Here is a 25,880-nt window from a genome sequence, read left to right on the forward strand (position 1 = left end):
AAATTTTAAATTTTGAATTTTAGATTTTAAATTCTAAAAAATTTCAATTTTATGCAGTTTGGATTAATCTAAAATTTATAATCCAGAATCTATAATTTCTTTTATGCGTCTAATTCTCCCGCGATGATGTTCATACTACACATGGTTACGATGGCATCGGAAATCACAGAACCTGTGATCATTTCAGGATACGCCTGGTAATAAATGAAGCACGGTCTTCTGAAGTGAAGCCGGTAAGGGCTTCTGCCTCCGTCACTCACCAGGTAGAATCCTAATTCTCCGTTTCCACCTTCCACGGCATGGTATACTTCTCCTTTAGGAACATCAGTTTCTCCCATTACAATTTTGAAGTGGTAGATCAGGGATTCCATTTTCTGGTATACATCCGCCTTTTCAGGAAGGTAAAAATCAGGAACATCAGCATGGAACGGACCTTCAGGAAGGTTCTCATAAGCCTGCTTGATGATTTTGATGGATTCCCAGATTTCCTGCTGGCGCACCATGAAGCGGTCATAAGTATCTCCTGCAGTTCCTACCGGGATGATAAAATCGAAATCCTGGTAAGATGAATACGGTTGTGCTACTCTCACATCATAATCCACCCCTGCGGCACGAAGGTTAGGGCCTGTAAATCCATAGCTTAATGCTCTTTCAGCAGATATAGATCCGGCTCCGATGGTCCTGTCCATAAAAATCCTGTTTCTTTCCAGAAGATTGCAGAATTCCTGGAATCTCGGAGGGAATGTCTTAAGGAAATCTTTGATCAGCTCATGGAATTTCGGGGTGAAATCCCTTTCAAAACCTCCGATTCTTCCCATATTGGTCGTCATCCTTGCTCCGCAGATCTGCTCATACATATCATAGATACGCTCTCTTTCCACGAACATGTAGGTAAGTCCGGTAATCGCTCCGGAGTCCATTCCGGTTACCCCGTTACAGATCAGGTGATCACCGATCCTGGCCAGCTCCATCAGGATGACACGCATGTAATCCACCCGTTTAGGAACTTCAACGCCAATCAGCTTTTCTACCGTCATATGCCAACCAAGGTTGTTAATAGGGGCAGAGCAGTAGTTCATACGGTCTGTAAGTGTAGTAATCTGGGCATAATTCCTTCTTTCGGAAATCTTTTCGAATGCCCGGTGGATATATCCTACCGTCTGCTCAGCATGAAGTATTCTTTCTCCGTCCATGGTAAGGACGTTCTGGAAGATCCCGTGAGTAGCAGGATGGGTAGGTCCCAGGTTAAGGGTATACAGCTGCCCGTCAATCTGTTCTTTACTTTCGTATTGGTTAAGTATATTAGATAATGAGTTATCTTTCATAATTTAAATGCTTGAGGCTATAGGCTATAGGCTTTAAGCGTATGGCTTATTGCTTACGGCTTATTGCATTATTTTTTATCTTCCGAACATACTGTCATTCTTGTCTGTCCTGGTACCATCTTCCAGCCTGTATTCCTTCAGCATCGGGTGGTATCCCAGGTCTTCCATATTCAGGATCGGTCTCAGGTCCGGATGGCCTTTAAATTTGATGCCGAAGAAATCATAGGTTTCCCGCTCCATCCAGTTGGCTCCGGCATACAGTTCCGTAAGAGAATCCACTTCAACATTGTCCCTGGTCATGAAAATTTTCAGCCTGATCCTGAAATTCGTCATCATATTGTGCAGGTGGTATACTACACCCATTTCCCTTTCCGGGAATTCAGGATAATGGATCCCGCAGATGTCCGTAAGGAAATTAATTTCCAGTGAAGAATCTTTCAGGTAATGGATGATTTTTTTAAGATCCTCTTTCTTTACTTCAATAGTCAGCATCCCGTAGGGTTCTGAACTTGAAATTACAGACTCCGGAAATTCTCTGGTAATCGCTTCTAATACAAATTCGTTGGTCATTCCGTTTAGTTGCTTATGTTATAAGAATCCAATAGCTTCTGGTATTCAGGCATGTCTCTTCTTCTGATGCTTTCGCTTTCGGCCAGGGCCTGAACCTGCATCACGCCTTCTATGATCTGTTCCGGTCTCGGAGGACATCCTGGAACATATACGTCAACAGGAATAATCTTGTCAATTCCCTGTAATACGGAATAGGTATCGAAAATACCGCCGCTGCATGCACAGGCACCTACGGCCACTACCCATTTCGGCTCAGCCATCTGGGTATATACTTCTTTAAGAACGGGACCCAGCTTTTTGGCTATCGTTCCGCACACCATCAGCATATCTGCCTGTCTCGGGGAGAAAGAGTTTCTCTCCATCCCAAACCTTGACGCATCATAAGTCGGGTTAAGGGTCGCCATAAATTCAATTCCGCAACATGAAGTAGCAAACGGAAGCGGCCAAAGGGAAAATTTCCTTGCCATCCCGATAACGCTGCTCAGTTTCGTTGCAAAAAAGCCTTCTCCTTCATATCCTTCCGGAGCAGGAGCATCTGTTATTATTACTGGTTTTTTATCTGACATTGGTTTAATTTAAAAGATTTAAACTTTAGATTCAGAATTTGTGTTAATGTTAACTTAAATTCCAATTTTGACTAAAATTTTTAACTACAGTTTTGGTTTCTTTACTTATCCCAATCTAATGCGCCGCGTTTCCATACGTAGAAAAAAGCTACGAAGAAAATAGCCACGAAAGTAAGCACCGCTAAAAACCCCTGCATACCGAATTCTCTGAAGTTAACGGCATAAGGATAAAAGAATACGATTTCAATATCGAAAAGTACAAACAGTACTGCGGTTAGGAAATACTTAATTGAGAATGGAGTACGGGCGTTCCCCTCTACGGCAACCCCACATTCCCAGCTCTGGTTTTTTACGGAATTTCCCTTTTTTTGTTTAGGGCCCAGAAAATGTGCGCCAAGCAGTGAAATGGCTACGAAACCAATAGCAACACCCGCTTGTATAAGGATCGGAATATAACTTTCAGGTAAATTCATTTTTGCATTATTATCTCAATTTGCAAATTTACAGAATAAACAAGAAAGCATGAAATTAATCCGGTTAAAAGTGGAATCAAAACAGGAAAAACAGGTAATTTAGAATGAATAAAAATTAGTTTTAAACCTTTGGTTTTTCAAACTTATTTTTCCCGTTTTTTAGCGTGAACGAAGTATTTTACTGATCAAGATGAAAGTGAACAATCCAGATGTATAAAGCAGATCAGTATACAGCTATTTCTTCATTTTCCTGAGTAAAGTATACGCCAGAAAAGATATGTATCCAAACAGCACGCTGGCATAAATAATGTTGATAGCGGTGTTGGTACGGTCGCTTCCGGTTTGCAGAAACAGGTTGAATGCAATAAATCCGGCGATCAGGATACCGAAAATGATCAGGTGTGGCTTCATAAGGCAAAGATACGAAAACAGTATGGATTCAGGTACGTATAATGGGTGTTCAGAATGAACCCTTCGGTTTGGAATTACCCGATCTTCATAGAATACGTTCTTCTTCTTTTGTGGTTGACCGGATTGTAATCCTGCCACAGCACCTGGATGCTTTTATTTTCCTCCAGTTCCGGATTGGTTTCCAGGAATCTGACTCCCTTTTTCTTGAAGGTATCGAAGATTTCCTTAAAAATCATGGAAGTTACCCCTCTCCGCTGGTAATCCGGATGAATGCCGATCAGGTAAAAATTGGCCCGGTCATTCTTTTTTCCGGCCCTTAAAAAGTGCCACCATCCGAACGGTAACAGTCTGCCTTTTGATTTCTGTAAGGCTTTGGAATAGGAAGGCATGGTGATCGCAAACGAAACCAGGTTATCCTGGGCATCCGCAATGCAGACGATGAAGTCCTTATCGATGAGTTTAAAATACTTTTCCTTGTATGTTTTCCTTTGCTCATCTGAAATCGGCGTATAGGTCGAAAGGTGTTTGTAGGTTTCGTCCAGAAGGTCAAACATCGGGTCTACATACCGGATGATTTCTTCTTTATTTTTAAATCTTAACACCTTTAGCTTATATTTCTGGGCGATCAGCTCATTGAACTTAACTATTTTTTCAGGAAGTACTTCCGGGAATATCAGTTCAAACTCCACCCATTCCTTTTCTTTGGTCAAGCCCAGTTTTTCCAGGTGCTTAGGGTAATAGTCATGATTATAAATCCCGATCATCGTTGCCAGCCTGTCAAATCCCATCGTAAGCATGCCCGCTTTGTCAAGATTGGTGAATCCCATAGGTCCCTCAATGGTATCAATGCCTTTTTCACGGGCGTAATCTGTTGCAGTATGGATGAGTGCTGCAGAAACCTCTTCATCATCAATAAAATCAATCCAGCCGAACCGTACTTTTCTGATGCCCAGTTCTTTTTCCTCTTTATGGTTGATGATAACGGCAATTCTTCCCACGATGCTGTTGTCCCTGTATGCGAGGAATTGCCGGGCTTCAGAATAAGCCAGTGCCGGGTTTTCCGCTGCATTCCAGATATTGATCTCATCATTGATGAAAGAAGGTACATAATAAGGATTGTCTTTGTACAGATCCATAGGGAAATGCACGAATTTCTTCAGCTGATCCGCTGTTTTTACTTCAACCACTGAGACTTTAGACATAACAGATAAGGGTAATTATTAGGCAAATATAGATAATAATATGCTATACTTTGGCACAGTTTTTACATGATTTAAGGTTAAAATTTGAGTAGAAATGACAGGTTATTATATCATTATCATTATTTCGATGCTCGTCAGTTGGTATGTTTCGTGGAAGCTTAAGTCGAAATTTGAACATTATTCTAACGTGCATCTTAGAAACGGGCTTTCCGGTAAGGAAGTCGCGGAGAAAATGCTGAAGGACAACGGGATCAATGACGTTCAGGTTATTTCGGTTCCGGGACAATTGACAGATCATTACAATCCGGCAGATAAGACCGTTAATCTTTCGGAAGGCGTATATATGCAGAGAAATGCTGCGGCTGCGGCTGTAGCTGCCCATGAATGCGGCCATGCCGTTCAACATGCCGTAGGATATTCTATGCTTCAGCTTCGTTCAAAGCTGGTACCGGTGGTGCAGATCAGTTCCAACCTGATGCAGTATGTGATCCTGGCCGGTCTGGTGATCATGGCTTCTACCAGGAGTTTTGAAAACCCGAACGGAAATACGACCGTATTGGCTATCGGAGTCATTATGTTTGCATTCACCACACTTTTTGCCTTCATTACGCTGCCGGTAGAATATGATGCCAGCAACAGAGCGATGAAGTGGCTGAAAGATACGGGAACAGTGACACAGGAAGAATTTATCGGAGTAAAAGACAGCCTTAAATGGGCCGCCCGTACTTATGTGGTTGCGGCCATCGGTTCCCTTGCACAGCTCCTGTATTGGGGTTCGTTGCTTCTCGGCGGAAGGAGAGATTAATTGCCTAAGGCAAAAAGAAATATGTCCCGGACTTGAGTCCGGGATTTTTTTATTTGATTCCTATTGAAAATGATCAGTTTAAGTAGCCTGTCATTAAATTCAGATATGCAGATCGACCGAATGAAATAGTCCTATGATCCGGCCGTTGACCCTAGCTGAATTAGAGGGTATATTCTACCGCCTGGAGATTCGAAAGAGCTTCCAGCACGCTTTCTTTATGCTTTTCCTTGATCTTTGCTGCAATGGCAGCCCTTTCCTCCGCATCAAAACGGATGATTTTCGCATCGAATTTAGACAGTAAGGTGAAAATGACATTCTGCTGGCTAAAATTGAAATAAATCTCTATTTCAGTTTCCAGTTCGCGGATCATTGTTCCTGCCTCTTCCAGTGTAGCTTTGGCAGATTCTTTATAGGCTTTTACAAGGCCTGAAACCCCGAGTTTGGTCCCACCATAATACCGTACGATCACTACCAGGACATTGGTTAATTCATGGGCGAGGAGCTGGTTATAAATGGGTAGCCCGGCGCTTCCGGAAGGTTCACCGTCGTCATTGGCGCGGTAATTTTCGCCATTCAGGCCGATCCTGAACGCATAGCAGTGATGGGTAGCCTTGGGGTGTTCTGTCCTGATGGCTTCCAGTGCCTGCTTCAGTTCCTGTTCATTGCTTACCGGACAGGCAAAGCCTAAGAACTTGCTTCCTTTTTCTTTCAGTAAAATGTTATCTACAGGCTTTTCTATGGTACTAAGCTCAAACGCCATTCTTGTCTCCGGTTTATTCCTGCAAAATTACACATTTAAACATCAGATGGAAAAATCTCCGCTAGTTAGATGCCTTTTTATACCATGAAATACGGTTATGCCTGAAAGATTCGGTGCGTTCCGCTGTAAAAGGGAAGTCGGGAGCTTTTGTACCGTTTGCCAATCTCAGATGCTCATTTTTAATGATGACCGCTTCATCCCATAGTCCGGCATCAATAAACTGCTGCAGGGTAAATCTTCCTCCTTCTATAATGACGGACTGTATGTGTTCGCGGTACAAAGCATCTGTCAGTGCGGACAGGAAATTTTCCCTTCCGGTTTTTATAAACCGGATATTGCCTTCTGTAGCATCTTTCTCAGTATTGAAAATAAGGGTAGGCGCCTCATTATTGTACAAATTGAAATCACGCGGCACTTTCAGGTCAAAATCAACCAGGATTCTCACAGGATTATTGCCTTCTGCATTTCTTACGGTAAGTGAAGGGTCGTCATTCAGTGCCGTTTGTGTTCCTACTAATATCGCATGTTCGTCAGCTCTCAGCTGATGCACGAATTGATTGACCAATGCATTTGAGATGGCAGTCGGTTTAAAATCCTGGTCTAAAAAACCGTCACCGGATTCAGCCCATTTGAGAATGATATAAGGCCTTTTCTTTTCATGATAGGTAAAAAACCGTTTATTCAGTTCAATACATTCCTGTTCCAGGATTTCCGATACCACCTCGATTCCCGCATCCTGAATGATTTTTTTTCCTTTGCCGTTTACCTTATCATGTGAATCCATTGCACCGATGACCACTTTTCTGAACCCCAGCTCCTTGATTTTGAGCGCGCACGGTGGCGTTTTTCCATAATGCGCACAGGGTTCCAGGGAAACGTAAATGGTAGATTCCGGAATGAGGGTTTTGTCTGCCACGGAATTGATGGCATTGATCTCTGCGTGGTTTTCCCCGGCCTTATGATGATAGCCTTCACCAATGATCCGGCCGTTGTGCACAATGACGCTTCCTACCAGTGGATTGGGATAGGTATTACCCAGGGCTTTCCGGGCCAGTTCAATGCATCGCTGTATGTATTGTTCGTCCATAGATTGAAAGAAAAAAGGCGAAGACAAATTTCTTTGCTCCGCCTTTTTAACAATTATAAATTATTTATTCTCCAGAGCCGGAAATGATGCTGTGAAGATTCTGTTTTAAAGTTTCCAGATGCGCTTTTTTGTCATCAATCGTATTGTAAGTATCCTTCAGCAGAGGATTCTCCCTGGATGGATTGGTAAAGAAAGATAAGTTGTTTTCCAGCTTTACAATTTCCCCTTCCAGGTCGGAAATCTGGCTCTTGATCTTTCTGGCTTTATCCGTCAGCTGGTTTTCAGACAATCCTTCCTCCTTCAGTTCGAGCTCATTGATCTTATTCAGCCTCAGCTTTTCACGTAAGGTCTTGTTGAATTCGGAATTGATGGAAATCTTATCGCGCGGCACTTTACCGATGTTGTTCCAGGCTGTTTTGATGGCTTCGATCCTTTCGATGCTGCCTTCTTCATCGCCTACGGTTTTCAGTTCATCCAGAAGGTGCTTCTTCTGTTTGTAGTTGTCTTTCCAGTTATCGGTAGAGGTATTGCTCTTTTCACGGAAATTATTGAAAAATGCATTACAGGCATCACGGAACTCATCCCAGATTTTGTTCGTCATGCTCTTAGGAACGTGCCCGATTTTTTTCCAGTCCTCCTGCAGTTTCTTGAACAACGGTACCGAGATATCCCAGTCCTCATTGCTTACATTGTCCTGAGCAGTCTGGATCAGTTTCATTTTCTCCTCCAGATTCGTCTGTTGTGAACCTTTCAGGGATTTATAATAGCTGTTTTTTGTTGTATTGAACGCTCTGAGCGTGGTCTTGAAGTCATTCCAGTTCTGGTTGGAAAGTTTCCGGGGCACGCTGCCGGTTTTAAGGAATTCAGAACGGAGGTCTTCCACTCTTCTGATGGCATTCTGCCAGTAATTGTGGTTGGGATTCTCAGCGGGTTCTGAAAGTTTTTTGATTTCGGCAATGATCTGGTTTTTCTTTTCCAGATTGGCATTCTGCTCAGCTTCTATGGCTACTGAAAGTTCAGATTTCCTTTCGTGGATCTTATTGGAAATTTCCTTAAATTCTTCCCAGGTCTTTTCACGGAATTCTTCTGCCACTGGCTCAGCCTCTTCTTTCCATAGCTTATGCAGGTATTGCAGCTCGTTCAGGGCTTTCTGGATCACCGGTTCGTTTTCCAGCTGTCGGGCGCGCTCAATGATATGCTGCCTTTTTTCAAGGTTGTGGCTGTATTCCTGCTCCAGGAATTCTTTATTCAGATCCAGCATCTGGTAAAACTGGTTCAGATGATGGAAATAATTATTGTTAAGGATCCTGAATTCCGATTTAGCTACCTGGCCGGCTTTAGACCAGTCTTCTTTGATCTCACGGATGGATCTGAAAAGATTGACTCCGGGTTCGGAATTGGTATAGAGGTTTTTAAGCCTTTCGATAATACTTTGCCTGTGTTCAAGGTTCTGCTTTTGCTCTTCTTCCTGGCCTTTCTGGTAGGCGTCATGTTTTTCCCTGAAGATATTGACTAAAGCAGAAAACCTGGACTGCATCGGATGCTCATAGCTGAAGTTCTCAGCAGCATTTCCGGCTTCCACATATTCATGCTTCTTGTCTTCTACTTCATCATGGAGGTGGTGGGATGCTTTTTCTTTGAGCTGGTTGAATCTTTTGGAGTTTTCGCCGGCATCCGGAGTGTTGATGATCTTCTCCATTTCCTTCAGAATATCTGCCAGGCTCATATCAGGTTCTTCGTGATCCTCTTCATGGGTGGCCGGCATCTCTTCTTCCTGGGCAGGATCCTTTTCTTCTTCATGATTATTTTCATCATGAGAAGCCGTATGCTCCTGGATCGGTTCCTGATGCTCTTCCTGCGGCATTTCTGCGGCATTTTTCTTTTCTTCGTTTTCAGAAAGATTGTTTTCTGTAGTCATGGCAAATCTTTTATGTGAGTGGTGTTAATATCCTTTAAATATAGCAAAAAAGGCAATTCAAGCACTAATTTAGGTTATTTTTTTTGAAAATTCCAAATTTCCCAGGCTTTTTCAGCCTGCTGCTCAAGCATATAATATCCGTTGACGGTTTTCGCTCCTTTCTCAGATGCGTTGATGATAAACCGGGTGTATTCAGGGTTGTAGATAAGGTCAATGACCAGGTGTTGTTGCGATATGCCTTCAAACGGAAAGTTAAGGCAGTCATCTGTATTCGGATAAGTACCTACGGGAGTGCATTGGACAATGATGGTGTTCCTGCGTACCGTATCACAATTGAGCGTGTCAAAAGTAACTTCTGATTTCCGTGATACCGTGGTGAAAGGAATGCCGTTTTTTTTCATGACATACTGTACTGCCTTGGCAGCCCCTCCGTCGCCGAGGATGAGGGCAGAAATGTGATGTGGCTTACGATGCAGGAGCAGTGTTTTTTCAAATCCGAATGCATCGGTATTATAGCCTTTTTTCAGTCCGTTTTCGATACAGACACAGTTGACGGCACCTATATTCTTCGCTTCCTCGCTAAGCTCATCCAGGTAGCCGATGATTTTTTCCTTGTACGGAATGGTGACATTGAAGCCCCGCAGTCCGGGTTCTGCAAACAGCTGTTCCGCTTCACTGATGTCCTGCAGGTCAAAGATATCATAGGAGAAATCATGGACCATCAGTTTCTGGAATTTATTTTCAAAGAATTTCTTTGAAAAGGAGTAGGAGATATTTCTGCCGATCAGGCCTAATTTTGTCTTGGAAACCATCCCTCAAAAATAAAAAAAAGACCGGACAAGCCGGTCTTGGAATGCAATAAATTTGGTATTTTATTCTACGATGAATTTCGTAGAGAAATAATCCGTTTTAAGGATATAATTTCCTTTGGTTATCCCTTTTAACTGGATTTTATTTGAATTTTTAAAAGGACTGATCAGGGTTTCGATCAGTTTTCCGGATAGATCATAGATCTCTGCCTTTGAAATTTTGGACAGATTTTCTCCTTTTACGTACAATTCATGGTTATGTACAGGATTCGGGTATACAGCAAATGCCTTGTCTTTAGTGATCTCTGCGGTGCCCAGCGTGCTGAAGCACGTCCAGCTCAGGTTATCCATCGCTACTCTGTTTCCTGAAACAGGGTTGATGATTTTGATCACGATATTTCCGCTGACATTGATGTTGTTGATTGTCGTCGTCGTTACCGTTGAGCTGTAAGGAATGGTTCCTACAGTGACACCGTTGATCTGAACGTTCAGGTTGTTGCTGCTTCCTGTGAATTTCAGCTGGGTAGTCAGTGTAAGGCTCTGGATTCCTCCGGAAATGGATGTGCTGGTCAGGTTTCCGTTACGGATCGTGATTGCTTTGTTATTGATGGTCTGGTCGCTTCTGGAATCTGTGGCAGTCCAGGTGATTCCGTTATTGGTCCAGTTATAAGTGTTATAGGCATCTGCTACAACGGTGATGGTTTCAAAGTTTTCCGTTCCGCAGCTGGTTCCGCCTCCGGTTTGTCCCGCCAGTGTAGTTCCTGTTGCAGTATTGCTCTGTGCGGAAGAATTTCCTGCCGCATCTCTGGCAATGATGTAGAACGTATAGGTAGTGGAAGGAGCCAGTCCGGATACGGTAGCTGAAGTTCCTGTAACCGTAGCGTATAATGTTCCGTTTACATAGATGTCATATCCGGCTACGCCGATATTGTCTGTTGCGGCAGTCCAGTTCAGTGCAATAGAGTTTGCCGTAGGATTGCCGGCGGTAAGGTTGGTTGCAGCTGTTGGAGCCTGCGTATCCACTACCGGAGTTCCCCATACCTGGTTAACGTATTCCGGATGGTCGATATACGGGTTCCTGTTACCCTGAAAAGTGTACGAAGCATTGTTCCTCGCAATTTCTGCCGGGGAAACCGGATCCATGGCGCTCCACGCAAGCAGCTGGTTGAGCTCCCACGCCTGAAGTCCCGGGTATGCCGATCCTCCGAGCATATTTCCGGTACTAAAGCCGGATAGCTGGCTTTCATATCTTGTGACAAAGTAAAAGATCATCCTGGCTACATCGCCTTTGAAAGCATCAATTGGTTCAAACACGGTTCCTGAGTATCCTGCCGATGCCGAATTTCCAAGCTTGGATCCGTTCAGGGAGGTAAACGAGGCAGTACCTACTTTTCCATAAGGATAGTTAGAGCGTTTTCCGTTCACATACCCGTCGGTAGGCCTGATGAAATGAATGTCTGAAACCATAGGAGCATTACTGTTGAAAAGGCTTTGTGGCACTACATGTTCCCTGTTGTAGCAGTCGCTTTCACTGTTATAATTTCCGCATTGGTTGTTTCCGGGGGTAAAGTTATACGGATCCGGGCCGTTCGGGTTCTCGGAATACATGTCCAGCACTGTTCCGTCGTTTTCATAGAAATAATCGCGGTCGGTAGTCTGGTATCCGGTATAGAGCCCACCGTAACCATGGTCAACATGGCCGTTCGTAATGATCTCTTTCAGCTTGGTCTTCAGGGCTGCACCGGTAAGGCCTGTTGTTCCGTCATAGTATCCGTTAGGAATCTGAGCCCATACATTGAGAAATGTAAAGCTCATTAAAAAAGCACATAAAATACGTTTCATTTTTTTTAATTTGGGGGCAGCAAAGATATTAAAAATTAGATACTTCCGATATTAATTTTTAGTAATATAGTCTTTGCGTATCCTGGAGAAGAACCAGGAAATGGCGATCCCAAACAGGGCTGCTGTAAGAGCAACGGTAATATAATTCCGGGCGACAATTTTTACCGGGAAAGGCAGTGTTTCATTGGCCCTGAAAAACTCAGTATATTCCTGGAAGTAGCAGAGTGCTGTCCCGAAGATCAGCCCGGAGGCAACGCCGCAGATGACAATCAGGATTCCGGTATAGAAATAGATTTTTCTGAGCCCGTTAAGCGGGAAGCCCAGCGAAACCAATGACCGGGCCTGCTGTTTTTTATCCAGCTGAAGGATGATGATGGCACCGGCAAGGTTAAAGGTCGTAATAAAGATAACGAGTGCAAAGATCAGGTAAATGAACAGTTTTTCAGTATTGATCATTTTCCAGAATGCTGCATTTTCCTCTTCTTTGGTACGGATTTTTACCTTTTTACCCAGAGAGGAGAGCAGTTGCTGTTTTACAGCATCTGTATTGTCCGGGTTTTTCAGTTTGATGACGATCCGGTAGGCAGAGTTCTTCGGCAGGTCCAGAAGCTCTTCCGTCAGCTCGATCGGAGCGATGATGTAATTGTCCAGCTGGTCTTTTCCAGGAAATACACCGGTCACCAGAATATCTTTTTTACGGTAAATATCTTCCTCTTTATTGATGATTCCTGTTCCTGCTTTGGGCATGAAGATCGTAGCAAAGCCTTTATCGGAAGCTACCGGCACCGATAAGCGGTTGTCCAGTGAATTTTCCATCAGGACTTCATTGGAATACTCAAAACTTGGATATGTTCCGTAGAATACTTCTTTGTTGATCGGGTTTACCTTGGTATAGGCGGAATCTACACCGCGAAGATAGGCAATGTCGCCTTTCCCGTTGAAGTTGATGTAGACTTTTTCTTCAATAACTTTCGAAAAGCTGCTGATTTCTTTATTGGCTTTCAGGACATCAACCGTTTTATTAAGGTCTTTCAGGGTTTTTCCTGAAGCGCTTTCCACGGTAAGGTCGGCGTGGAGATTGGAAATGAGGTCCTGGTTAAGGTCTTCCAGCCCGGAGAAAACAGAGATGATGACAAACATTGCGGTTACGGCTACGGTCATAGCCCCGATGGCCAGCCACGTAATAAACGTAACGGCCGTACTTCCTTTTTTGGATAAAAGGTAGCGGGACGCAATATAGAAGGCAATGTTTTTCACGCTTTTACAGGGTAGGATTGTCGCCTTCGCCTCTCAGTTCCTTTTCAATCCTTTCCACATCGTCCAGAGTCGTATCCAGGTAGAAATTCAGCTGCGGGATCACACGCACTTGCTTGGCCATCTTCTGGCCGATAAAGTTGCGGTACTGCGTTTTATTGGCCTCAATCTCCTTCATAACGGCAGAACGGAACTCCTGCGGGAAAATGCTGAGGTAAATCTTGGCAATCCCCAGATCGGCAGAAATCTTTACATCCGAAACACTGATCAGGATGCTTTGCTTGCTCTCTGATGCCTGTTTACGGAAAAGTTCCGCGAAATCTTCCTGTATAATCTGTGCTACTTTTCTTTGTCTGTTACTTTCCATAAGTGATGCAAATTTAGTACTTTTGTTTGAATTGCCGGGCGAAATCTGCCTTCAGCAATAAATTTACGCTTAATTATATCCATCAACCTATGAAGTTAGAACATATCGGCATTGCTGTGGCCTCCCTGGGTGTTTCCGATGACCTTTTTGCCCGCCTGCTGGGAAAACCTTCCTATAAAAAAGAAAGTGTTGAACGCGAAGAAGTGGTTACCTCTTTCTATCAGACCGGCGACAGCAAAATCGAGCTGCTGGAAGCCAGCAACGAGGACAGTCCCATTTCCAAATTCATCAGTAAAAAAGGGGAGGGCATCCACCATCTTGCGTTTGCTGTCGATAATATCCTGGATGAGATTGACCGCCTGAAAAAGGAGGGTTTTGAATTTATTTCCGAAGAGCCGAAAGAAGGGGCTGATAATAAGCTGGTTGCTTTCCTGCACCCGAAAAGCACCAATGGGGTCTTGGTAGAATTATGTCAAGAAAAACCGTAAAAAATTTTGTAGTGACGGAAATTTTGCTATTTTTGCAGTCACAAAATTCAACCAATTTTGAGGTCCTATAGCTCAGTTGGTTAGAGCACCTGACTCATAATCAGGTGGTCCTTGGTTCGAGCCCAAGTGGGACCACAAATAAAAGCCTAAGCGAATCATCAGATTGCTTAGGCTTTTTAATTTAAATAATATCCCTCTTTAAATATCAGTTTTTAACAATCTTCATAGGTAGAATTAACAGCATAAGCTAATTCATCAATGAATCCTGGGCTACCATCTGTGTTGTCAGATTGGAAAAATACTGTATTGGTAGTTCCACAAGCATTGGTATAAGAAACAGACCACCATCTGAAATATAGAGCTAATGCTTGTTGTTGTTCTTGGGTTAATTCTTTAACTTCATTTTTCTTCTGTTTAACTTCTTGCTTTACCTCTCCTCTTGTATTAGCAAATGTTAAAACTGACAGAGCTAATGCTCCGACTAAAAATAATTTTTTCATAGTTAAAATGATATTTGAATTTTAGTTCTTTTCTAGTCTAAAAATGTATTGATGCGTTTTATTCTGTCAGTCATAGTTTTAGTTTTATCATTACCATTTGCATCTACTACTTTTAAATTCCCGTTATACATTGAAGGATTTTCATGAAAGTTTTTTCTTGCTTCTAAAAATTGTTGTTTATTTTTTGCCTTGACTTCATTATAATATTTTAAAGGTTCTATAAAGTCTTCTGATTTCTTAATGTCAGTGGCATAGATTTCAATTGTTTTATTTTTATTATAAATTTCCAGTATCATTCCAGAAAGACCTTTAAATCTAAATGGACCATCTTGTATTGGAATGTCTTTGGTAAACCAAGCAAAAAAAACATCACCAGTATCAGTCGTTGTTTTGGCCAATTGGCATTTGAAACCTTTTATATCTTTTGTCTCACCCAATATTTCCCATTTTAACTTAGGTTCTTCAAAAGTAAAAATGTATTTCCCTACCGGTAATGATGCAGTTACCACATCATTGTTCTTATAAATACTCTCAACAGCTTTGGGATATTTTGGGATATTCCCATAATTTGTACTTATAGTTTGTGTAGAATTTCCTTTATAATATGCTTTAGCTTCTGCACTGCAATACATTGATTCGGTATTATTACATAATAAAGCTGATGAATAAACTTTTACTTTTTTCCTGTTTAAACTATCAGAAATCATTTTTGTTTCGTAATTGATTTCCATTACAGCTTTGCTCTGAGCAGCACATAAGACAAAATTTAAGGTTAAGAATACAGCATATATCAATTTGTATTTCATGTTGTTAATTAATTTTATATCTCAATTATACGAATAAAAATTTAATCACAATTGCAGGAATCCGTATTTACTAAAACTTTTTTATTATGTATAATACAGGTAAAGTAAAACAAGTTCTTGCTTTATAAAATTCTCTGATTTGCTTTGATTCCTTTTCAACCGAACTTAGACTATTCGGATTAATGTCATCCTTTTTAAACCTTTTTTGCCATTTCTTGTTGTCTTATTCCTCCTTATAAGACTCTATGGTATATATCACCATCAAGATATTTTAAATACATTTGAAGAGCGATCTCATTTTATATTTTTTTATTCATAATATCAATTTCACAAATGACTCATTTAATTTCACAAATAAATGCATACAAGATTTTTCTGATCACCTTAATGATGCTACCGGCTGCCATATATTCTCAAAGCCGCAGATTTATTTATTCCTATTCTTTTGCTCCGGATTCTGCAAAAACCGACAGTATGATAACAGAGTATACCAGACTTGACGTATTTCAGGATCATTCGGAATTTTTAAGCGATGTTGGTGCTAAGAAGGATTCTGCGATTTCTTCGGCGGTTAGGAATAGACAGAGTCAGGCAGATATTAAGCTTCCTGACGGTAAATATGCTAACAAGACATTTAAAAGCAAAGAGCTTATCTATACGCTTGAATATATAGGCATACAGCCATTTAAGGTTATACGCAATCAAAAACTTAACTGGAAACTTTTAGGTGAAAGAAAGAAAATTCAGGGATATGACTGTCAGAAAGCTTTGTTACATTACGGAGGCAGAAAGTGGGAAGCCTGGTTTACTGCTGATATCCCTCTTCAGGACGGACCTTACGTATTTAATGGACTTCCCGGATTGATCGTTCAGATGAGAGACACTGAAAATCAGCATTCATTTTTATTAGTAGAAAACTTCAAAGTACCGGATATAAAAACTAATTTGATTAATAAACCCTATTTTGTGCCTGTTGAAGTCAGTGAAGCGCAATTCAATAAAAAGTGGAATGAGTACAGGAAAAATCCTGTAGGGGCAACCGAACAGTTTATGATGATGAATCCGGGCCTTTTGAGTGGGGAAAGTTTTGATACGAATGGGAACAAAATTGATATGAGCCAGAAAAAGCGTGAGGAGAAGGAGTATGCAACACGCCAGCTTTATCACAATAATAATTTCATTGATTTAATTTTATACCAGAATAAGTGATATTCATAGCCTTACTTATGTATCATTTACTGTTATTGTTTAGACGTTCTCAAAACCACAGTACTATCGGCCACGCATTATTCGCAACGTGCAGCAGGATGCTCCAGGAAAGCCCGTTTTTAACGGCTACATAAGACAAGAGCAGACCATTGACTGCAAAAGGCATGAGGCTGACCGCCACCGTTATCATGCCTGCCCGGCTGAAGTCGAAATTATAATAATGCCAAAACCCGAAAGCGATGGCACTAAGCCAGATCAGGATAAGCCGGAAGGGGGTCCTATTTTTTGCATCGATTATTTTGGCTGTATATTTCTTCCGGATGAACAATAAAAGGCTTGCTGCGCACAGGATACCGATCGTTGCCCAGGAGAGCTCGTAAAAGTTCAGGCCAAAAATACGGCAGATGATCAGGTAAGCGAGGGAGACCAGAGCAATCCTGAACCATCGCTCATTGTTTTGCAGGATACCCCTGAAGGCAGTTTCTTCCAGTAGAGGAGCAAGCAGTACAATTTCAAGGACAATTCTGTAGCGTGGCATGTCTTTCATATATTCAGGAATAACCCCGGATGAGCGGATAGGTTCTGTAATCCCCCAACGAAACAGCATCATTTGCAGTCCCGCCACCAGGGTATTGACCACAAGCATGGCGATCAGCATCAGGACGGTTAGTCTGATCTTCGATATCAGCGTTGACTGACCGGCAGGTACAGGATAACCTTTTAAAAAAGAGAAGAAGCCCGGATTATTATTCATGGTTGTTTATGGGATAGATTGTTGCGCAGACTTACAAACAGTTAAGTCTTTTTTGAATACCTAATGCTATTAAGACTGCATAGTTTAGTTTTATGGTAAAAATAGAAATTATAGTTTAATTCGCATCCTTTTATTGTCGTCATTAAGAGTACGTTTTGCCATGTATTCCTGTCAGATCATTATTCCTGAGTAATAAACAAGAGTGTGCTGCATTATCCATATCATCAAGATATGCCACCATGCCTTTATCATGGGATTTTAAATAAAATTCATTGTTGTTTGAATTAAATTAGTATTTTAGCAGTCTGTAAATCTACAGTATGAGAAATAAGCGCAGGATTGCTTTTTACTTTTTGATTGTATTATTGATAACGGTTTCATGTACCATTGTCAACTGTATCGGTAGGGAAGATGAACCTTCAGAAAATGAATCAGGTACTTACAGGGTAGAGCTGAAATATTCCGGAGAACATCAGAAATGGACAGAAAAATTAACGGTGTCTGCCATCGTAAAAAAGAATACTGTTCCAACGGTCTCAGGCATTGATGTGTTGTCGACTAAAAAGGTTTCGGATACAGAATATGTATTTGAAGCGCAGGAAAGCCTTCCGATGCAAAAAAGCTTCACAACCAGCGCCAATGTGAAAATACTTTCGGTAAGCGGGGAAATGCATCTGAACGGTACAGATCCCGGTGAAATGACCGTAGATGTTAAAGTATATAAAAATGAACGGTTAAAATTTGAATTGCCGTTTATTTTTAAAGATGCCGGTTCCTATCCTTATTACAATGTTAATGTCAAATAGAAAAAACAGGTAAGGATGATCCGGATATAAAAGCATTAACGGATCGCTGTGCGATGGGGCGTACAGGATTTCCGGTTTTCATATTCCTGTTTCTGAATGCCAGGCAAACAGATATACATCCTTAGCTGTTTTTACCATAACCTTTTAAATACAAATTTTGTTCGCATTATTCCTGTTTATATTCTCAAAATTGCTGCTGATCCTAAGCCGGTGCTTTGACCACTTCGGATAAAGTCTTTTTAATTAATCCAGCAGTAGATAAGATAAATATTCTACATTACACATTGTATTGAGTATAATTTTAACTTCCTCCTGATTTTATTTCCTAACTTTGGCGTTTCGAACCCCTTATTAACCATAATAGTACACTATGTCCATAACGAACGAAGCCGAATTGGCCGGAATGCAGAAGATCAGTGAAGCAGTAGCCTACACGCTCAAGGAAATGACCCAATATGCTCAGCCCGGAATGACCACAAAAGAGCTTGATGAATATGGAGCCGCAATCCTTTCGGATTTCGGAGCTAAATCTGCACCTTATCTTACCTATGGCTTCCCGGGATGGACCTGCATCAGTGTTGACAATGAATTCTGTCATGGCATTCCTTCTGACAAAAGGATTTTAAAAGAAGGTGACCTGATCAATATTGATGTTTCTGCAGAATTGAACGGCTATTGGGCAGATAACGGAGGGTCTTTTGTCATCGGTAAAGATATTAATCGTCATCAAAGCCTCGTCGATGCCTCGAAAGCCATTTTACAGAAGGCCATCAGCAATATCAGGGGCGGGGTAAAAATTGCAGATATCGGACTGATGATGGAAACCGAAGCTAAAAAGAGAGGATTCAGGGTCATTAAGAACCTGGCCGGACATGGAGTAGGGAGGAGCCTCCATGAGCAGCCGGATGAGCTGTTCAATTATAAAAACAGGTTTGATACCCGCAGGTTCAGGAAAAATTCTGTAGTGGCTATTGAAACCTTTATCTCAACGGATTCAGCAATTGCCGTGGAACAGAACGACGGCTGGACCATGGTAGGCAATAAGGGCGGATACATGGCACAGCATGAACATACGCTTATTGTGACGGATGGTAAGCCTGTTATTTTGACGGAGATGAACGGTATCCTGAACTGATGCTCTGAAAGCATATAAATTATTAAGCATAAAGTGGTTGATAATTTTAATAATATCATTTTATTTATCAGAATAAGTATGAATTAAAATATATTTCATAGAAAATTTACTATAAATGTTTTGATTTTGGTTTAAAAAATTATTTAAGGCATAGTATTTGTTATTAAGATTGCAACACCAAATCACTTCATTTATAAATACTTTCTTACTCCCCGGCTGCGGCAGGGGATTTTTTTATGTTTAACGGTCATGGATTTCACTTTTCAGTCCTGAAGCAAATGATTCCTCGTTAAAAAAGTAATATTAAAATTTTAAACCATTAAGGCACGGTTATTGTAAAATATTGAGTACATCAATTAAAAATATTATTATGAACAACGAGAAAACCGTATCGGTACTTAACGATTTACTTAACATTACCAACGACAGAATTGAAGGATTTTCTAAAGTAGAAGACAAAGTATGGGAAAACCATTCAGGATTAAAAGCTGATTATGACCAGATGGTATCTGAATCCCAGAACATGAAAAATGACCTGATCAGACTGATCAGCGAAAAAGGAGGAGAGGCTGATAATACGACCAGTACGGCAGGCGCAATCCACAGAGCATGGATCGATGTAAAAAATACTTTTTCAGGAAACAAAGATGAAGCTACTCTTGAGAATGTAGTATTCGGGGAAAAAGCAGCGATCAAGGCTTATGAAGATGCTTTGGAAAGCGGAGACCTTTGTCCGGAAAGCACACAAGTAGTATCAGATCACCTTCATCACCTGAGATCATCATACAGCAAATTTGAGAATCTTGAAGAATCAAGATAATCTGAAAGACTGAAATCAACGTTTAAGGAGGCATTTTGTAAAAAATGTCTCTTTTTTATTGTTACAGTTCACCAGTTTATAAAATGGTGCTGTCCTCACACAGGACAACCATGTCAGGACAGCATCTTTTATTGAAGTAACCGGAACGGGATAAAGAATATTAATCCTGTACCAGGCGGGCTACCTTTTCTTCCAGATCTTCCAGGTTGAATGGTTTGGCAACATAATCGTCGGCCCTGGCACTGGCAGCCAGCGCGGCAATATCATTGTTAGCCGTAACATAGATGACCGGAATTTTGCTGAATTCCTCATGGCTTTTCAGAAGACGGGTAGCCTCCACACCTCCGATATTAGGGATCCAGTTGTCCATCAGGATGATATCCGGACGGAATGCTGATACTTTATCTATGATATCATGGGATGTTTCGGAAATTTCAACTTCATAGCCGCCTTCTTCAAAAATAATGGTGATCACCTCCAGGATAACGGTGTCATCATCAAAAATCAAAATCTTTTTTTTATTCATATCATTTATTTTGAACCTAAAATTTTTATTGTGCTGAATATAGCTTATTAATATGGTCCGCCAGGTTTCCCGGCGTAATCAGCCGGTCATACGTGACCCTTTCCACGGCATACTGCGGCATATAGCTAACCTCTGCCGTATCAGGATCCTGGATCCATACTTCACCCTTATTCCTTTTAATATATTTAAGGCCTTCCACTCCATCTGCGTTGGCGCCTGATAAAAGGACGCCGGTAAGGCCCTCACCAAACATTTCGGCAGCAGACTTAAATGTAATATCTATGGACGGCCTGGAATAATTCAGTTTTTCCGAACTGTCCAGTGATACTGCCTTCCTGCTTTCAAAGAGCAGGTGGTAATCTGCGGGCACAATATAAATGCCATTGACATCCATTTCCGTTTTGTCTTCAATCTCAATGACATCAACAGGGGAAAACTGCTGGAGCAGGGCAGGTAAAATACTTACCGAATGGGCTTTGCGGTGAACAACAACCAGAATCGGAAAAGCAAGAGGACTGTCAAGCTTTTTGACCATTTCCAGAATGACCTGTAAACTTCCGGCTGACCCTCCGATCACGACTAATTCCGTTGTTTTTTTCTGCGTTCCCATAGCATGGCGATTTAATGGTGGTCTACTTTTTTCCAGATGCGCTGATCATCAATCTGATGATAGTATTTCCCCAAATTGGAGAACCTGAGGGTCTCTTTCGAACCCAGTGCCAGGAAGCCTAAATTTTCCAGGCTGGCGTCAAAAAGCCTGAAAACACGTTCCTGCAATGACTTATCAAAATAAATCAGCACATTGCGGCAGATCACCAGCTGGAAACTGTTGAACGAACTGTCTGAAACCAGGTTATGGGTAGACAGGATCAGTTTTTCCTGCAGGCTCTTGTCGAAACGTACACTGTCATAATTGGCGGTATAGTAATCTGAAAAATCCTTCTTCCCACCGGAAAGGATATAATTTTCAGAGTATAATTTCATCTGCTGCAAAGGAAAAACTCCCGATCGGGCCTTTTCCAGGACAGAAGGGTTGATATCGGTACCGTAAATCAGCGATTTATGATAAAGGCCGGCTTCTTTTAAAAGAATAGCAATAGAATAGGCCTCTTCGCCGGTGGAGCATCCGGCCACCCAGATCCGGATCAGGGGATAGGTTCCGAGCTGCGGGAGGATTTTCTCTCTTAATGCTTTAAAAAAGTGGGGATCACGGAACATTTCCGTGACGTTCACTGTAATTTCTTCGATAAAATGTTTCAGGTAGTCCGGATCATTAAGCACGGTATAGCGCAGCTCTGCAAAACTGGTGAATTTATCAATCACACAGATGCGGTTGATCCTGCGCCTGAACGAGGCCCTGCTGTACTGGGAAAAATCGTACCCATACAGTTCGTAGACATCCTTGATCAGGTGTTCTACCTCTTCGTCCTTGATGATGCTTGGTTCCAACATTAAAAATATTTTTCTATGATACTGATGAGGTGATCCACATCAATAGGTTTTGAAATGTAATCCTGTGCTCCCGCATCCAGGCATTTCTGGCGGTCTTCAGGCATTGCCTGGGCCGTTACCGCTATTACGGGCACCTGGCTGACGGAAGGCGTACCGCGGATGATCCTGATCGCTTCATAGCCATCCATTTCCGGCATCATCATATCCATCAGCACCAGGCCGATCTCTGCATCTCCTTTCAGCAGCTCAATGGCATCACGTGCCATCAGGGAGCTTTCCATCTGATAGCCGCGGGCTTTAAGCGTCAGCTTAAGGGCAAATATATTACGCGGATCATCATCCACAATCAAGATTTTCTTATTCATCAGACTTTTTGCTGTTTAACTTTCATACAACCAGACACGTAACAGGGACAGGAGCTGATCAATATCCACCGGCTTGGAAATATAATCCGAAGCACCGGCCGTAATGCATTTTTCCCGTTCTCCGATCATGGACTTTGCCGTAACGGCAATTACAGGAAGCCTTGTAAACATCGGCATTTTCCTGATCTGCCGGATGGTTTCATAGCCGTCCATTTCCGGCATCATCATATCCATCAGGATAACATCGATATCCGGATGCAGCTTGATCTGTTCCAGTGCCTGCTTGCCATCCATCGCGAGAACTACTTCCACTTTATATTTTTCCAGTGCTTTGGTCAGGGAGAAAATATTCCTTACGTCATCATCCGTAATCAGGATCTTTTTTCCGCTCAGGACTTCGGTAAGCGATCCCAGGGTTTTGCTCCGGGTGATTTCGGGAGAGCTGTTCTTTTCCTCTACCAGGTGCAGGAATAAGCCTACTTCATCCAGGATCCTCTGGTAGGAGTGAGCTGTTTTTACGACAATGGAGTCTGCATACTGCTTGATCTTCAGTTCTTCGGATTTGGATAAATTCCGTTCCGTAAATATGATGATCGGTAAATTTTCCAGCCCTTCATAGCTTTTAATGGACTCGATAATTTTATATTCATTGCCCCTGGACGGTCCTACATCGAGGATGACGCAGTCCACCTCTTCAGAAGTCAGCGCTTTTACACTGTCTTCAACATTATCCTCTACGGAAAGTGAGATGTTAAAATTGCTCAGGAAATAATGCAGCGCGCTGGCATGCTTGGCATTTTCTTCCACGATCAGTACCTTCTGTGGGGATTTGCGCAGTGCTTCCTCAATTTTTTTGAATACATCCGTCATCTGTTCCAATGCAACCGGTTTGTTGATGAAATCTATAGCGCCCCGCATCAGGCTTTCTTTTTTCACCTGCAAGGAGGACATCATGTGTACCGGAATATGTTTGGTCTGGGAATTATTCTTCAGTTCATCCATCACCTGCCATCCGTCCCTTACCGGGAGCTGTACATCCAGTAAGACAGCTGACGGCCGATACTGTAAGGCTGCAGAAAGCGCATGGTCCCCACGCACCACTACCACACCTTTGTACTGCTGCATCCGGGCATATTTCAGGAGCGCTTTGGCAAAATGCGTGTCGTCTTCAATAATCAGGATTACCCTGTCGCCTTCACCGATATCGTCACGGTCATCAGCTACATCTTCCGGAATTTCCAGTACCATGGAAGTCTTTGCCGGCTGCGGTTCTTCCAGGTCCAGGATCTGTTTGATTTCCTGTACGTCTTCCTGGATAATTTCTACCAGATCCTGATCGGTCTGCATATGCACTTCTTTCGACAGTGCATTCATCGGGATAGAAAGCGTGAACTCACTTCCTTCATTGACCTTGCTTTTCAGCGTCAGTTCACCTCCTAAAAGCCTTGCGATCTCACGGCTGATGGAAAGTCCGAGGCCGGTACCGCCAAATTTTCTGCGCGTAGACCCGTCTGCCTGCTGGAAGGCTTCGAAAATGATATGCTGCTTGTCTTCCGGGATTCCGATGCCGGTATCTTTCACCGTGAAGTTGATAAAGTTTTTCTGTTTCGGATCTTTCGTGATCTGCAATCCTATGCTGCCCTCCGTGGTGAATTTAAGCGCATTGGACAGAAGGTTACGAAGTACCTGGTCCAGCCTGAGCCGGTCTGTTTCTATAGAACTGCCTAACTGTTGATCGATATCGATGTCAAAACGGATTCCTTTGTCCTGTACCAACGGATTGAACAGGTTCTGCAGGTCTTTCACCACTTCATGGATCATGACATCCTGGTATTCCAGCGTCATTTTTCCAGATTCTATCTTAGCCAGGTCAAGAATCTCGTCAATAAGGGTAAGAAGACTGCTTCCGGAGCTCTGGATCACTTTGGCAGATTCTACCTGGTCTTCATTCAGGTTTTCATCAGGATTTTCAGCCATAAGACGGGACAGCAGGAGGATTGAGTTCAGCGGTGTGCGCAGTTCATGCGACATATTCGCCAGGAACTCAGATTTATATTTTGTGCTTAATGCCAATTCCTCTGCCTTTTTCTGGATTTCAATATTCCGTTCGGCAATCAGGTGGTTTTTCTCTTCCAGCAGTTTAGAACGTTCCTCCAGTTCACTGTTGGTCTGCATGAGTTCTTCCTGCTGCACCCTCAGTTCTTCTTCAGAAGCCTGGAGCTTTTGGGTCTGTGCTTCAAGTTCCGTATTGAGGTTTTCGAGTTCAGAATGCTGCATCTGCAGTTCTTCTGCCTGGGCCTGGGTCTCTTCCAGCAGGCGTTGTTCCTTTTCACGGGCTTTGGCAGCAGAAAGTGCAATGGCAATGTTCCTTGTGCCTTCAACACAGTATTCTATCCTGTCCTGGTCGAAATTCGTTGTGGAATTCAGTTCCATAACCCCATAACATTCCCTTCCCACCATAATAGGAGCCAGGAGAATACCGTCAATTTTCATTTTGCTGCCGGCAAAGGTAACGGCAAAATCATTATCATCAAGGTCATTAAAGATCCTTGTTTTCCTGTTTTTGAAAACCTGCCCTACCATGCCTTCACCGGGTTCAAACACCTTTTTCATGGCATCTTCCAGTCCGACGGCCTTGCTGAGTTTCAGCATTCCGTCATCCAGAAGGTAAATGGCTCCATTGATGCATTTTCCGTAATCAATCATCTGATTCATGGCATTTTCGGTCACTTCTTTTACGGATTTATTTCCTACCAGCGATTCATTCAGCATTGCAAGGCCCTTCTGGCGCCAGTCGCTTTTGTTGATCTGCTCAAAAGACTTTTTCAGGGAATCCGTCATGTGGTTCAGGGACCCGACCAGGTCTCCGAGATCATCTTCGGAGGTGTCCACAACTTTCTGGCTGTAGTCGCCATTGGCTACCTGGTTGGCAATTTTTCGGATGGCATTTACCCGTCTTGTGATCTCAAGGTCCTTTGCTTTAAGCTCATTTTCGAGTTTCTCACGTCTGATCAGGTCATTGCGCAGTTTAATATAAAAAAATACCGTAACCACCAAGGCGGCAATGGCAGAAAGAACGATAAATATAACCGTTGTGGTAGAGGCTTTTGTAAGGCTTTTATTTTTAATTTCCAGTTGCCGCTCTTCATACTGGACGAAGTCCTGAACCAGTTTCCGGCATTTATCCATGTAGAATTTGCTGGTCATCATCTGATCCTGGGTCAGGAGAACGCCTCTTTGCTTATTCTGGACAATCTGCCTGAGATGCTCCATGTTCTCGTTGACGTTTTTTTCCAGATCAGCTAACCGCTTAAGCTGATTGGAATCATCAATCTGGAGGGCTTTCGCGCGTTCTATAGCTTTCGGGAACTCAATAAGGCTGCGGTTATAAGGCTCAAGGTAATTTTCTTTTCCGGTCAGCTGATATCCGCGGTCTCCCGTTTCTGCATCCAGCAGGGCAATCAGTACGTCTTTTACCGCAGTGATAGACCGTCGGCTCTTAGACAGGCTTTCCCTGTTCTCCATCTGGTTCTGAATGCTCACATAAGATGCTATGGAACTGGCAATGAGGATAAGCAATGATAATCCGACTCCGAACTGTAAATTCCGTATGATTTTTTTCGGCATAAA

Annotated in this window: 27 protein-coding genes and 1 tRNA gene; 7 read left to right on the top strand and 21 right to left on the bottom strand. The window is 42.4% G+C overall.

Going from position 1 to position 25,880, the window contains the following annotated elements:
- Nucleotides 1–101 precede the first annotated feature (101 nt).
- The 6 genes from nuoD to CGB83_RS15975 all read right to left on the bottom strand — a co-directional run bounded on the left by nuoD (nt 102) and on the right by CGB83_RS15975 (nt 4,547).
- The gene (gene nuoD, locus CGB83_RS15955; RefSeq protein WP_100076700.1) at nt 102–1,325 is read right to left on the bottom strand and encodes an NADH dehydrogenase (quinone) subunit D; all 1,224 of its coding nucleotides are present in this window, start codon (nt 1,323–1,325) and stop codon (nt 102–104) included.
- Nucleotides 1,326–1,400: 75 nt separating this feature from the next.
- Nucleotides 1,401–1,895: an NADH-quinone oxidoreductase subunit C gene (locus tag CGB83_RS15960; RefSeq protein ID WP_100076701.1), complete on the bottom strand. Its 495-nt coding sequence runs from the start codon at nt 1,893–1,895 to the stop codon at nt 1,401–1,403.
- 5 nt (nt 1,896–1,900) lie between these two features.
- Nucleotides 1,901–2,461 (bottom strand): NADH-quinone oxidoreductase subunit B, encoded by a 561-nt coding sequence (locus tag CGB83_RS15965; protein WP_100076702.1) that lies wholly within the window; start codon nt 2,459–2,461, stop codon nt 1,901–1,903.
- 101 nt (nt 2,462–2,562) lie between these two features.
- Entirely contained in the window at nt 2,563–2,934 is a 372-nt protein-coding gene (locus CGB83_RS15970) for an NADH-quinone oxidoreductase subunit A (RefSeq protein WP_100076703.1), read from the bottom strand.
- A 234-nt stretch (nt 2,935–3,168) separates the two neighbouring features.
- Nucleotides 3,169–3,345, bottom strand: coding sequence for a hypothetical protein (locus CGB83_RS20345; RefSeq protein ID WP_172954714.1), 177 nt, complete (start codon nt 3,343–3,345; stop codon nt 3,169–3,171).
- A 74-nt stretch (nt 3,346–3,419) separates the two neighbouring features.
- Entirely contained in the window at nt 3,420–4,547 is a 1,128-nt protein-coding gene (locus tag CGB83_RS15975) for a GNAT family N-acetyltransferase (protein WP_100076704.1), read from the bottom strand.
- 94 nt (nt 4,548–4,641) lie between these two features.
- On the opposite strand from CGB83_RS15975, the gene CGB83_RS15980 reads away from it, so the two are divergent.
- Nucleotides 4,642–5,352: a zinc metallopeptidase gene (locus CGB83_RS15980; RefSeq protein ID WP_100076705.1), complete on the top strand. Its 711-nt coding sequence runs from the start codon at nt 4,642–4,644 to the stop codon at nt 5,350–5,352.
- Between the two features lie 160 nt (nt 5,353–5,512).
- On the opposite strand, the gene CGB83_RS15985 is transcribed toward CGB83_RS15980, so the two are convergent.
- The 7 genes from CGB83_RS15985 to rbfA form a co-directional block, all read right to left on the bottom strand.
- Entirely contained in the window at nt 5,513–6,112 is a 600-nt protein-coding gene (locus tag CGB83_RS15985; protein ID WP_100076706.1) for an IMPACT family protein, read from the bottom strand.
- A 61-nt stretch (nt 6,113–6,173) separates the two neighbouring features.
- Entirely contained in the window at nt 6,174–7,199 is a 1,026-nt protein-coding gene (gene ribD / locus CGB83_RS15990; RefSeq protein WP_100076707.1) for a bifunctional diaminohydroxyphosphoribosylaminopyrimidine deaminase/5-amino-6-(5-phosphoribosylamino)uracil reductase RibD, read from the bottom strand.
- 64 nt (nt 7,200–7,263) lie between these two features.
- Nucleotides 7,264–9,117 (bottom strand): DUF349 domain-containing protein, encoded by a 1,854-nt coding sequence (locus tag CGB83_RS15995; RefSeq protein ID WP_172954715.1) that lies wholly within the window; start codon nt 9,115–9,117, stop codon nt 7,264–7,266.
- A gap of 74 nt (nt 9,118–9,191) precedes the next feature.
- The gene (locus CGB83_RS16000; RefSeq protein ID WP_100076708.1) at nt 9,192–9,929 is read right to left on the bottom strand and encodes a shikimate dehydrogenase family protein; all 738 of its coding nucleotides are present in this window, start codon (nt 9,927–9,929) and stop codon (nt 9,192–9,194) included.
- Nucleotides 9,930–9,989: 60 nt separating this feature from the next.
- Nucleotides 9,990–11,768 (bottom strand): endonuclease, encoded by a 1,779-nt coding sequence (locus CGB83_RS16005; protein WP_100076709.1) that lies wholly within the window; start codon nt 11,766–11,768, stop codon nt 9,990–9,992.
- A 51-nt stretch (nt 11,769–11,819) separates the two neighbouring features.
- Nucleotides 11,820–13,025, bottom strand: coding sequence for an ABC transporter permease (locus CGB83_RS16010; protein WP_100076710.1), 1,206 nt, complete (start codon nt 13,023–13,025; stop codon nt 11,820–11,822).
- A gap of 4 nt (nt 13,026–13,029) precedes the next feature.
- Entirely contained in the window at nt 13,030–13,389 is a 360-nt protein-coding gene (rbfA, locus tag CGB83_RS16015; RefSeq protein ID WP_100076711.1) for a 30S ribosome-binding factor RbfA, read from the bottom strand.
- A gap of 89 nt (nt 13,390–13,478) precedes the next feature.
- Between rbfA and mce the strand changes: the two genes are divergently transcribed.
- Both mce and CGB83_RS16025 read left to right on the top strand, forming a co-directional pair.
- Nucleotides 13,479–13,877 carry a methylmalonyl-CoA epimerase gene (gene mce, locus CGB83_RS16020; protein ID WP_100076712.1) on the top strand — a complete coding sequence of 133 codons (399 nt, stop codon included), beginning with the start codon at nt 13,479–13,481 and terminating at the stop codon, nt 13,875–13,877.
- 61 nt (nt 13,878–13,938) lie between these two features.
- A tRNA-Ile gene (locus tag CGB83_RS16025) sits at nt 13,939–14,012 on the top strand.
- Nucleotides 14,013–14,089: 77 nt separating this feature from the next.
- On the opposite strand, the gene CGB83_RS16030 is transcribed toward CGB83_RS16025, so the two are convergent.
- Both CGB83_RS16030 and CGB83_RS16035 read right to left on the bottom strand, forming a co-directional pair.
- Nucleotides 14,090–14,377: a hypothetical protein gene (locus tag CGB83_RS16030; RefSeq protein ID WP_100076713.1), complete on the bottom strand. Its 288-nt coding sequence runs from the start codon at nt 14,375–14,377 to the stop codon at nt 14,090–14,092.
- 32 nt (nt 14,378–14,409) lie between these two features.
- Nucleotides 14,410–15,183 carry a GLPGLI family protein gene (locus CGB83_RS16035; protein WP_100076714.1) on the bottom strand — a complete coding sequence of 258 codons (774 nt, stop codon included), beginning with the start codon at nt 15,181–15,183 and terminating at the stop codon, nt 14,410–14,412.
- Between the two features lie 333 nt (nt 15,184–15,516).
- Here CGB83_RS16035 and CGB83_RS16040 point away from each other — a divergent pair, with 333 nt between their 5' ends.
- The gene (locus tag CGB83_RS16040) at nt 15,517–16,392 is read left to right on the top strand and encodes a GLPGLI family protein (RefSeq protein ID WP_100076715.1); all 876 of its coding nucleotides are present in this window, start codon (nt 15,517–15,519) and stop codon (nt 16,390–16,392) included.
- Nucleotides 16,393–16,441: 49 nt separating this feature from the next.
- Here the strand turns inward: CGB83_RS16040 and CGB83_RS16045 are convergent, their stop codons facing one another.
- On the bottom strand, nt 16,442–17,146 hold the full coding sequence (locus tag CGB83_RS16045; protein WP_100076716.1) for a CPBP family glutamic-type intramembrane protease: 705 nt from the start codon (nt 17,144–17,146) through the stop codon (nt 16,442–16,444).
- 320 nt (nt 17,147–17,466) lie between these two features.
- On the opposite strand from CGB83_RS16045, the gene CGB83_RS16050 reads away from it, so the two are divergent.
- The 3 genes from CGB83_RS16050 to CGB83_RS16060 all read left to right on the top strand — a co-directional run bounded on the left by CGB83_RS16050 (nt 17,467) and on the right by CGB83_RS16060 (nt 19,907).
- The gene (locus tag CGB83_RS16050) at nt 17,467–17,952 is read left to right on the top strand and encodes a hypothetical protein (RefSeq protein ID WP_100076717.1); all 486 of its coding nucleotides are present in this window, start codon (nt 17,467–17,469) and stop codon (nt 17,950–17,952) included.
- 370 nt (nt 17,953–18,322) lie between these two features.
- Nucleotides 18,323–19,087: a type I methionyl aminopeptidase gene (map, locus tag CGB83_RS16055; protein WP_100076718.1), complete on the top strand. Its 765-nt coding sequence runs from the start codon at nt 18,323–18,325 to the stop codon at nt 19,085–19,087.
- A 370-nt stretch (nt 19,088–19,457) separates the two neighbouring features.
- On the top strand, nt 19,458–19,907 hold the full coding sequence (locus CGB83_RS16060; protein ID WP_100076719.1) for a PA2169 family four-helix-bundle protein: 450 nt from the start codon (nt 19,458–19,460) through the stop codon (nt 19,905–19,907).
- 160 nt (nt 19,908–20,067) lie between these two features.
- On the opposite strand, the gene CGB83_RS16065 is transcribed toward CGB83_RS16060, so the two are convergent.
- The 5 genes from CGB83_RS16065 to CGB83_RS16085 are packed head-to-tail and all read right to left on the bottom strand — an operon-like array spanning nt 20,068 to nt 25,877.
- Nucleotides 20,068–20,433, bottom strand: coding sequence for a response regulator (locus CGB83_RS16065; protein WP_100076720.1), 366 nt, complete (start codon nt 20,431–20,433; stop codon nt 20,068–20,070).
- Between the two features lie 25 nt (nt 20,434–20,458).
- The gene (locus tag CGB83_RS16070; RefSeq protein WP_100076721.1) at nt 20,459–21,043 is read right to left on the bottom strand and encodes a chemotaxis protein CheB; all 585 of its coding nucleotides are present in this window, start codon (nt 21,041–21,043) and stop codon (nt 20,459–20,461) included.
- An 11-nt stretch (nt 21,044–21,054) separates the two neighbouring features.
- The gene (locus CGB83_RS16075; RefSeq protein WP_100076722.1) at nt 21,055–21,885 is read right to left on the bottom strand and encodes a CheR family methyltransferase; all 831 of its coding nucleotides are present in this window, start codon (nt 21,883–21,885) and stop codon (nt 21,055–21,057) included.
- Complete coding sequence (locus CGB83_RS16080) at nt 21,885–22,250, bottom strand: response regulator (protein WP_100076723.1); 366 nt, start codon at nt 22,248–22,250, stop codon at nt 21,885–21,887. The genes CGB83_RS16075 and CGB83_RS16080 overlap by 1 nt, the downstream gene beginning before the upstream one ends.
- A 15-nt stretch (nt 22,251–22,265) precedes the next feature.
- On the bottom strand, nt 22,266–25,877 hold the full coding sequence (locus tag CGB83_RS16085; RefSeq protein ID WP_100076724.1) for a response regulator: 3,612 nt from the start codon (nt 25,875–25,877) through the stop codon (nt 22,266–22,268).
- Nucleotides 25,878–25,880 lie beyond the last annotated feature (3 nt).

It is taken from the genome of Chryseobacterium camelliae, assembly GCF_002770595.1.
Taxonomy (GTDB): domain Bacteria; phylum Bacteroidota; class Bacteroidia; order Flavobacteriales; family Weeksellaceae; genus Chryseobacterium; species Chryseobacterium camelliae.

Excerpts from the sequence above, each read along its gene's own strand:
- CGB83_RS16075 (WP_100076722.1), bottom strand. The coding sequence starts at position 21,885 with ATGTTGGAACCAAGCATCATCAAGGACGAAGAGGTAGAACACCTGATC.
- CGB83_RS16005 (WP_100076709.1), bottom strand. The coding sequence starts at position 11,768 with ATGAAACGTATTTTATGTGCTTTTTTAATGAGCTTTACATTTCTCAAT.
- CGB83_RS15960 (WP_100076701.1), bottom strand. The coding sequence starts at position 1,895 with ATGACCAACGAATTTGTATTAGAAGCGATTACCAGAGAATTTCCGGAG.
- mce (WP_100076712.1), top strand. The coding sequence starts at position 13,479 with ATGAAGTTAGAACATATCGGCATTGCTGTGGCCTCCCTGGGTGTTTCC.
- CGB83_RS16045 (WP_100076716.1), bottom strand. The coding sequence starts at position 17,146 with ATGAATAATAATCCGGGCTTCTTCTCTTTTTTAAAAGGTTATCCTGTA.
- nuoD (WP_100076700.1), bottom strand. The coding sequence starts at position 1,325 with ATGAAAGATAACTCATTATCTAATATACTTAACCAATACGAAAGTAAA.
- CGB83_RS20345 (WP_172954714.1), bottom strand. The coding sequence starts at position 3,345 with ATGAAGCCACACCTGATCATTTTCGGTATCCTGATCGCCGGATTTATT.
- CGB83_RS16080 (WP_100076723.1), bottom strand. The coding sequence starts at position 22,250 with ATGAATAAGAAAATCTTGATTGTGGATGATGATCCGCGTAATATATTT.
- CGB83_RS16070 (WP_100076721.1), bottom strand. The coding sequence starts at position 21,043 with ATGGGAACGCAGAAAAAAACAACGGAATTAGTCGTGATCGGAGGGTCA.
- CGB83_RS15970 (WP_100076703.1), bottom strand. The coding sequence starts at position 2,934 with ATGAATTTACCTGAAAGTTATATTCCGATCCTTATACAAGCGGGTGTT.
- CGB83_RS16085 (WP_100076724.1), bottom strand. The coding sequence starts at position 25,877 with ATGCCGAAAAAAATCATACGGAATTTACAGTTCGGAGTCGGATTATCA.
- CGB83_RS16035 (WP_100076714.1), bottom strand. The coding sequence starts at position 15,183 with ATGAAATACAAATTGATATATGCTGTATTCTTAACCTTAAATTTTGTC.
- CGB83_RS16030 (WP_100076713.1), bottom strand. The coding sequence starts at position 14,377 with ATGAAAAAATTATTTTTAGTCGGAGCATTAGCTCTGTCAGTTTTAACA.
- map (WP_100076718.1), top strand. The coding sequence starts at position 18,323 with ATGTCCATAACGAACGAAGCCGAATTGGCCGGAATGCAGAAGATCAGT.
- ribD (WP_100076707.1), bottom strand. The coding sequence starts at position 7,199 with ATGGACGAACAATACATACAGCGATGCATTGAACTGGCCCGGAAAGCC.
- CGB83_RS15980 (WP_100076705.1), top strand. The coding sequence starts at position 4,642 with ATGACAGGTTATTATATCATTATCATTATTTCGATGCTCGTCAGTTGG.
- CGB83_RS15975 (WP_100076704.1), bottom strand. The coding sequence starts at position 4,547 with ATGTCTAAAGTCTCAGTGGTTGAAGTAAAAACAGCGGATCAGCTGAAG.
- CGB83_RS16000 (WP_100076708.1), bottom strand. The coding sequence starts at position 9,929 with ATGGTTTCCAAGACAAAATTAGGCCTGATCGGCAGAAATATCTCCTAC.
- rbfA (WP_100076711.1), bottom strand. The coding sequence starts at position 13,389 with ATGGAAAGTAACAGACAAAGAAAAGTAGCACAGATTATACAGGAAGAT.
- CGB83_RS16060 (WP_100076719.1), top strand. The coding sequence starts at position 19,458 with ATGAACAACGAGAAAACCGTATCGGTACTTAACGATTTACTTAACATT.
- CGB83_RS15965 (WP_100076702.1), bottom strand. The coding sequence starts at position 2,461 with ATGTCAGATAAAAAACCAGTAATAATAACAGATGCTCCTGCTCCGGAA.
- CGB83_RS15985 (WP_100076706.1), bottom strand. The coding sequence starts at position 6,112 with ATGGCGTTTGAGCTTAGTACCATAGAAAAGCCTGTAGATAACATTTTA.
- CGB83_RS16065 (WP_100076720.1), bottom strand. The coding sequence starts at position 20,433 with ATGAATAAAAAAAAGATTTTGATTTTTGATGATGACACCGTTATCCTG.
- CGB83_RS16050 (WP_100076717.1), top strand. The coding sequence starts at position 17,467 with ATGAGAAATAAGCGCAGGATTGCTTTTTACTTTTTGATTGTATTATTG.
- CGB83_RS16040 (WP_100076715.1), top strand. The coding sequence starts at position 15,517 with ATGACTCATTTAATTTCACAAATAAATGCATACAAGATTTTTCTGATC.
- CGB83_RS15995 (WP_172954715.1), bottom strand. The coding sequence starts at position 9,117 with ATGACTACAGAAAACAATCTTTCTGAAAACGAAGAAAAGAAAAATGCC.